Source organism: Streptomyces kebangsaanensis (assembly GCF_001906585.1).
Classification (GTDB): domain Bacteria; phylum Actinomycetota; class Actinomycetes; order Streptomycetales; family Streptomycetaceae; genus Streptomyces; species Streptomyces kebangsaanensis.
Map to the genome: position 1 here is coordinate 11,054 of NZ_JUJA01000090.1, position 5,467 is coordinate 16,520.

A 5,467-nucleotide genomic window follows, 5' to 3' on the forward strand; every position below is an offset into this window, starting at 1 on the left:
GGCGATCAGGCCGAGCCCGTCGAAGAGGAGGGCGAGGGAGATGAACGCGCCGATGACGTACTGGCTGCTGCTCGGCCAGTTGGCCAGCACCAGGACGCCCAGCAGCAGGTAGAAGACGCCCAGCAGGAGCGTCCAGCCGAACTGGGGGCCGCGCACGACGGCGCTGCCGACCACCCGGAACAGGCCGCCGGTGAGGAACAGCAGGGCGGCGAACAAGGTGAGCGCGGCGGCGGCCGCGTGCGGGTGGCTGACGATCACCACTCCGGCGGCGATGTTCAGGGCGGCGACGATGGCGCCGAGCCAGAAGAAGCTGGAGCCGCGGGCCTGGATCGCGTGCAGCAGTCCGACGAACCCGCCGATCAGCAGCAGCCAGCCGAACAGGAGCATGGAGGTCAGGGTGACGGCGGCCGTGTAGACGAGTCCGACGAGTCCGGCGACCACCAGGAGCACCCCGAGTCCGGCGAGCCAGCCGAAACCGCGGCGCATCCTCGCCGTCTCACCGCGGGGCTCGCGGGGCTCGGTGAACCTGGCCATCGGCGCCTCCTCACTGCCGCACCACACCCCTGGTTCCCCAGGTCCCCCTCCCCTCCTTGATCAAACGCTTGGCGGGGTCGTTACGATCCGGCGCATGGAGCCGCAGTTGCTGCACGACATCACCGACGAGGTCGCCACCGTCGTCGTCCACCATCCGGCCAAGCGCAATGCGATGACGGCCGCGATGTGGCGGTCGCTGCCACCGCTGCTGGAGGACCTGGCGGCGGACCCGGGCGTACGGGCCCTGGTGCTGACGGGCGCGGACGGAACGTTCTGTGCGGGCGCCGACATCTCCACCCTGCGCGGCTCCCCCGAGGAGGCGCAGCGCCTGGCGGTGCTGGCCGAGGAGGCCCTCGCCGCGTTCCCCAAACCGACGCTGGCGGCGGTGCGCGGGCACTGCGTGGGCGGCGGCGCCCAGCTGGCGGCGGCCTGCGACCTGCGGTTCGCGGAGGCGGGCGCGCTGTTCGGCGTGACACCGGCCAGGCTGGGAATCGTCTACCCCGCCTCCTCCACCCGCCGTCTGGTCTCCCTGGTGGGCCCGGCCACCGCCAAGTACCTGCTCTTCTCCGGCGAGTTGATCGACACCGGGCGCGCGCTGCGCACGGGCCTGGTCGACGAGGTCCTGCCCGAGGGACAACTCACCCGGCGCGTCACGGAGTTCACCCGCGTCCTCACCTCCCGCTCCCAGCTGACCCAGGCCGCGGCCAAGGAGTTCGCCGACGGCCGCACGGACCGTGACGCCCACTGGGCGGAGCAGGCGCGCGGCAGCGGCGACACGGCGGAGGGGGTCACCGCCTTCCTGGAGCGCCGCGCGCCGCGGTTCTCCTGGAGCGTGCGGTAGACCGCGAGCCTCGCGTCGTGCCCTGCCCCACGTCCTGTCTCAGGCCCTACGTCAGGATGAAGCGGCTCATGGCCCGAAGCTCCTCGACGAGGTGCGCGGGAGCCTTGTCCGGGGATCCGGCGTCGTAGGGCGGCTGAGGGTCGTACTCGGTCGCCAGCTGGACGGTCTGGGCGTATTCGTCGCCCGCGATCCTGCCGAGCAGGGTCAGACCCATGTCGATACCGGAGGAGACACCGGCGGCCGTGACGTACTTGCCGTCGAAGACCACGCGCTCCGGCGTGGGCTCGGCACCGAAGCGCTTGAGCTGGTCCAGCGCCAGCCAGTGCGAGGTCGCGCGGCGGCCGTCGAGGAATCCGGCGGCGGCCAGCAGCAGCGACCCTGTGCACACGGAGGCCGTCCAGGTACTGGTGGCGTCGGCGGCACGCAGCCAGTCCAGGAGGGGCTGGTTCTCCATCAGCACCGCCTGGCCGGGGCCGCCCGCGACGACGACGATGTCGGGGCTCGGGACCTCGGCGAAGGCCTTGTCGGCCGTGAGCGCGAGGTTCCCGGTGTCGCTGCGGACGAGACCGGTTCGCTCGGCGACGAAGACGGTCTCGGCGCCGGGGAGACGGCCCAGGGTCTCGTACGGGCCCACGGCGTCCAGGGCGGTGAAGCGGTCGAAGACGACGATGGCGATCTGCATGGGATTCCCTTCGGTGAGTGTCGGATGACCGGTGTCGGATGACCGGTGTCAGGTGACGGGTGCGGGGCTGAACCGGCGCCGGTACTCGGCCGGACCGGTTCCGAGCGCCCTGACGAACGCGCGCCGCATGGCCTCGGGCGTGCCGTAGCCGCTGGCACGGGAGATCTCCTCGACGCCGTCGGCGGTGTCCTCCAGCAGCCGTCGGGCGTGTTCGAGGCGGACCCGGTCGACGTAGCGGCCGGGGGTGGTGCCGGTCTCGGCCCGGAAGGCGCGGGCGAAGTGGCGCGGCGAGAGCCGGGCGCGTGCGGCCAGCGCTTCGACCGACAGGTCGGCGGCCGGATGCTCGGTGATCCACTGCTGTACGTCCCGCAGCGGCTCGCGCGTCGCGCTCTGGGCGGCGAGCTGGGCGCTGAACTGGGCCTGGTTGCCGGGCCGGCGCAGGAAGACCACCAGGTGGCGGGCGATGGTGAGCGCGGTGTCGCGGCCCAGGTCCTCCTCCACGAGTGCGAGGGCGAGGTCGATGCCGGAGGTCACGCCGGCCGAGGTGGCCACGCGGCCGTCGCGCACGTAGACCGGATCGGCGTCGACCCTGACGGCGGGGTGGTCGCGGGCGAGCTTGTCGCAGTACGCCCAGTGGGTCGTGGCCCGCCGGCCGTCCAGCAGACCCGCCTCGGCCAGCAGGATCGCCCCGGTGCACACCGAGACCAGCCGGGCCGCCCGCGGCCCGTGCCCGCGCACCCACTCGACCAGCCGCGCGTCCGGCCGGCGGGTGCCCTCGCCACCGGGGACCAGCAGCGTGTGCGGCACGGGCGCCCCGGCGAGCGAGCCGTCCGGTACGAGTCCCAGCCCGCTGGAGGCGCGTACGGGACCACCGTCCAGCGAGGCGGTACGGATGCGGTACGTCCCCGGTACGGCCTTCTCCGCACCGGCGAACACCTCCAGGGGCCCGGTGACATCGAGGCTCTGCACGCCGTCGAAGAGAACGACGAGAACGGTTCGCTGCGCCATGCACCCGATTCTTGGCGCCCGGCGGAACGACCGCAATGACGAATTTCCCACCTTTCCTGCCATGCGCCCACCGTCCGCCACGGCACGGCGAGGCGGGTTTCGGTACGACGCGGTGGTGCCCTGGGCGCCGTTTGTCGGTGGGGCCTGTCAGAATTGCGGCGCACCAGTGGAGTGAGAAGGCGGTACGGGAACGTGACGACACCCCTCACAGGGTCCATCGAAGGCAGGATCGCCGAGGAGCTCGGCGTACGGGAGCGGCAGGTCAGGGCCGCCGTGGAGCTGCTGGACGGCGGCTCGACGGTGCCCTTCATCGCCCGTTACCGCAAGGAAGCGACCGAGATGCTCGACGACGCGCAGCTGCGCTCGGTCGAGGAGCGGCTGCGTTATCTGCGGGAGCTGGAGGAGCGGCGCACCGCGATCCTGGAGTCGGTGCGCGAGCAGGGCAAGCTCACCGAGGAGTTGGAGGCGCGCATCCGCGGCGCCGAGACCAAGGCGCGGCTGGAGGACGTCTACCTGCCGTACAAGCCGAAGCGGCGGACCAAGGCGCAGATCGCCCGGGAGGCGGGCCTGGAACCGCTGGCCGAGGGGCTGCTCGGGGATCCGAGCGTGGAGCCGACGGCCGCGGCGGCGGCGTTCGTGGACCCGGAGAAGGGGGTGGCCGATCCCCAGGCCGCGCTCGACGGGGCCCGCGCGATCCTCACCGAGCGGTTCTCCGAGGACGCCGACCTGATCGGCGAGTTGCGCGAGCGCATGTGGGTGCGCGGGCGGCTGGCCGCGAAGGTGCGCGAGGGCAAGGAGGAGGCGGGCGCCAAGTTCGCCGACTACTTCGACTTCGCCGAGCCGTTCACCGAGCTGCCCTCGCACCGGATCCTGGCCATGCTGCGCGGCGAGAAGGAGGAGGTCCTCGACCTCGTCCTGGAGCCGGAGGAGCCGACGGACGGCCCGTCGTCGTACGAGGGGATCGTCGCCCACCGCTTCGGCATCGCCGACCGCGGCCGGCCCGCCGACAAGTGGCTGCGGGACACGGTCCGCTGGGCCTGGCGCACCCGCATCCTCGTCCACCTCGGCATCGACCTGCGGCTCCGGCTGCGTACCGCCGCCGAGGACGAGGCCGTGGACGTGTTCGCGGCCAACCTGCGCGACCTGCTGCTGGCCGCCCCGGCCGGCACCCGCGCGACGCTCGGGCTCGACCCCGGGTTCCGTACCGGCGTGAAGGTCGCCGTGGTCGACGCGACCGGCAAGGTCGTCGCCACGGACGTCGTCCACCCGCATGTTCCGGCCAACCGCTGGGACGAGGCGATCGCCAGACTGGCCCGCCTCGCCAAGGAGCACGCGGTCGAGCTGATCGCGATCGGCAACGGCACGGCCTCCCGCGAGACCGACAAGCTCGCCGGTGAACTCATCACCAAGCACCCGGAGTTGAAGCTCACCAAGGTGATGGTCTCGGAGGCGGGCGCGTCGGTGTACTCGGCCTCCCCCTACGCCTCCCGGGAACTGCCCGACATGGACGTGTCGTTGCGCGGCGCGGTCTCCATCGCCCGCCGGCTGCAGGACCCGCTGGCCGAACTGGTCAAGATCGACCCCAAGTCGATCGGCGTCGGTCAGTACCAGCACGACCTGTCCGAGGTGAAGCTGTCCCGCTCGCTGGACGCGGTGGTCGAGGACTGCGTGAACGGCGTCGGCGTGGACGTCAACACCGCGTCCGTGCCGCTGCTCGCGCGCGTCTCCGGCGTCACCTCGTCGCTCGCCGAGAACATCGTGGCGCACCGGGACACCAACGGGCCGTTCACCTCACGCGCCCAGCTGAAGAAGGTCCCGCGGCTCGGTCCGAAGGCGTACGAGCAGTGCGCGGGCTTCCTGCGCATCCGCGGCGGCGACGACCCGCTGGACGCCTCCAGCGTGCACCCGGAGTCGTACCCCGTCGTCCGCCGGATGGTGAAGACCACGGGTCAGGAAGTGGCCTCCCTCGTCGGCAACACGGGCGTGCTGCGCTCGCTGAAGCCCGCCGACTTCGTGGACGACACCTTCGGTCTGCCGACGGTCACCGACATCCTCAAGGAGCTGGAGAAGCCGGGGCGCGACCCGCGGCCGGCGTTCAGGACGGCCACCTTCAAGGAGGGCGTCGAGAAGATCTCCGACCTGTCGTCCGGGATGATCCTGGAGGGCGTCGTGACGAACGTGGCCGCCTTCGGCGCGTTCGTGGACGTCGGTGTCCACCAGGACGGTCTGGTGCACGTCTCGGCGATGTCCAGGACGTTCGTCAAGGACCCGCGGGACGTCGTCAAGCCCGGTGACATCGTCAAGGTGAAGGTGCTGGACGTCGACATCCCGCGCAAGCGGATCTCGCTGACCCTGCGCCTGGACGACGAGGCCGCACCGCAGGAGCGGCAGGGCGGCGGCGG

The 5,467-nt window shown here is 72.1% G+C and carries 5 protein-coding genes; 2 read left to right on the forward strand and 3 right to left on the reverse strand.

Translation table 11 applies throughout. The features are described from left to right. Positions 1–534 (reverse strand): HdeD family acid-resistance protein (locus tag RH94_RS13640; protein ID WP_234425745.1); only part of this gene is annotated, 534 nt, incomplete at its 3' end. A gap of 94 nt (positions 535–628) precedes the next feature. Between RH94_RS13640 and RH94_RS13645 the strand changes: the two genes are divergently transcribed. Next, positions 629–1,375, forward strand: a complete 747-nt coding sequence (locus RH94_RS13645) for an enoyl-CoA hydratase/isomerase family protein (protein ID WP_073947880.1) — start codon at positions 629–631, stop codon at positions 1,373–1,375. A gap of 46 nt (positions 1,376–1,421) precedes the next feature. On the opposite strand, the gene RH94_RS13650 is transcribed toward RH94_RS13645, so the two are convergent. Next, positions 1,422–2,057: a DJ-1/PfpI family protein gene (locus tag RH94_RS13650; RefSeq protein WP_073947881.1), complete on the reverse strand. Its 636-nt coding sequence runs from the start codon at positions 2,055–2,057 to the stop codon at positions 1,422–1,424. Positions 2,058–2,105: 48 nt separating this feature from the next. Further along, entirely contained in the window at positions 2,106–3,065 is a 960-nt protein-coding gene (locus RH94_RS13655) for a GlxA family transcriptional regulator (RefSeq protein ID WP_073947882.1), read from the reverse strand. Positions 3,066–3,257: 192 nt separating this feature from the next. On the opposite strand from RH94_RS13655, the gene RH94_RS13660 reads away from it, so the two are divergent. Then, positions 3,258–5,467 (forward strand): Tex family protein (locus RH94_RS13660; protein ID WP_073947883.1); only part of this gene is annotated, 2,210 nt, incomplete at its 3' end.